The organism is Rhizobium sp. P1_B8, assembly GCF_056406515.1.
Window position 1 is genome coordinate 1 of sequence record NZ_JBFTZZ010000080.1, and the last position, 1,076, is coordinate 1,076.

Annotated in this window: 1 protein-coding gene and 1 pseudogene; both read right to left on the bottom strand. The window is 57.8% G+C overall.

All coding sequences use genetic code 11. The annotated features are described in order from the left end of the window. Positions 1–228 (bottom strand): helix-turn-helix domain-containing protein (locus AC1D2N_RS36185; RefSeq protein WP_477983022.1); only part of this gene is annotated, 228 nt, incomplete at its 3' end. Between the two features lie 242 nt (positions 229–470). Beyond that, positions 471–1,076: pseudogene (locus tag AC1D2N_RS36190) on the bottom strand (ISNCY family transposase); the annotation flags it as partial.

Below are 1,076 nucleotides of genomic sequence, written 5' to 3' on the forward strand. Positions count from 1 at the left end.
TCGGCGCTCTCGGCGCTCCTTGCTCATGTCGTTGGCGATACCGCTGTAATAGCCGCTGTATTCCGGAAATTCGTGATCCTGGAACGTATTGCGTTTAAGCTCGCGATAGATCGTCGAACGATGACGACCGAGTTGGCGGGCAATCTCCGAGACGGAAATCTTGCGTTCTCTAAGATGAAAAAGACGCTTGCGATCAGGCAGGGTGAGCTGCGAATAGCAAAGGGACATGCATATATCTCCAAGGCGAAGCCATTGTTTTTATAAGCATGTCGCACTTGGAAATAGAATGTACCCCCCTTACATCAATTGTCAAAGCTGATTAGAGATGCGGCGGCGCTGGCCAGTTAGAAATGCGACACTGGCTCCTTGGGTCAGCCCCCGATCCGACCGGCTGGGGCGGGTTGCAAGGGAAGGGAGGGGGCGGGTGAGACGCACCAACCGGCTTTAGCTTTGACAGTTGGAGCAGCCGGTCATTCCGCCGCCTGCTGCCGGGACAGCGCTCGAAGCCGCTTGGCGATGACGACTGGATCATTCATGAAATCCGTCTGCTTGCCCGGCTTGCGGCCCCGCGGTGTGTAACCGTTCTTCTCGCTGTTGGTCTTCACCTTCGGCGGCAATCGCTGATCCTGCTGTTCCTTGATGTAGGTCAGCACGTCGGAAAGCCGCTTGTTGTCGGTGATCGCTGCATGCGTCACCCGCTGGTCCTTGTCGAACACCCGATAGGACAGCGAATGGCCCTTCCAGCGCACGTCGAGCCGGCCATCGGCATAGGCATAGGTCTCGACATAGCGGCCGACCAGCCCACGCGTGATATCGGTCTCTTCCAGCATGATCCGCTGGCGCTCGAACGAGAATGTCAGCTGCGCCCCGACATACCGCTGCTCACGCTTGCACAGAATGTCCTTGAGCCGGTCCAACGCCAGGTTCACCGGCCGGTGCAGATTGTCAGATCGGGCAGGGGCAACCGCAAACCGCGCGTTGTAGCCTTCCATGAACGTCGGCAGAAACGCATTGCCCGCCTGCATGTCGCAGATCCCTGCCAATCGCATATCCTTGATCAATCGGTCCTGCAATGT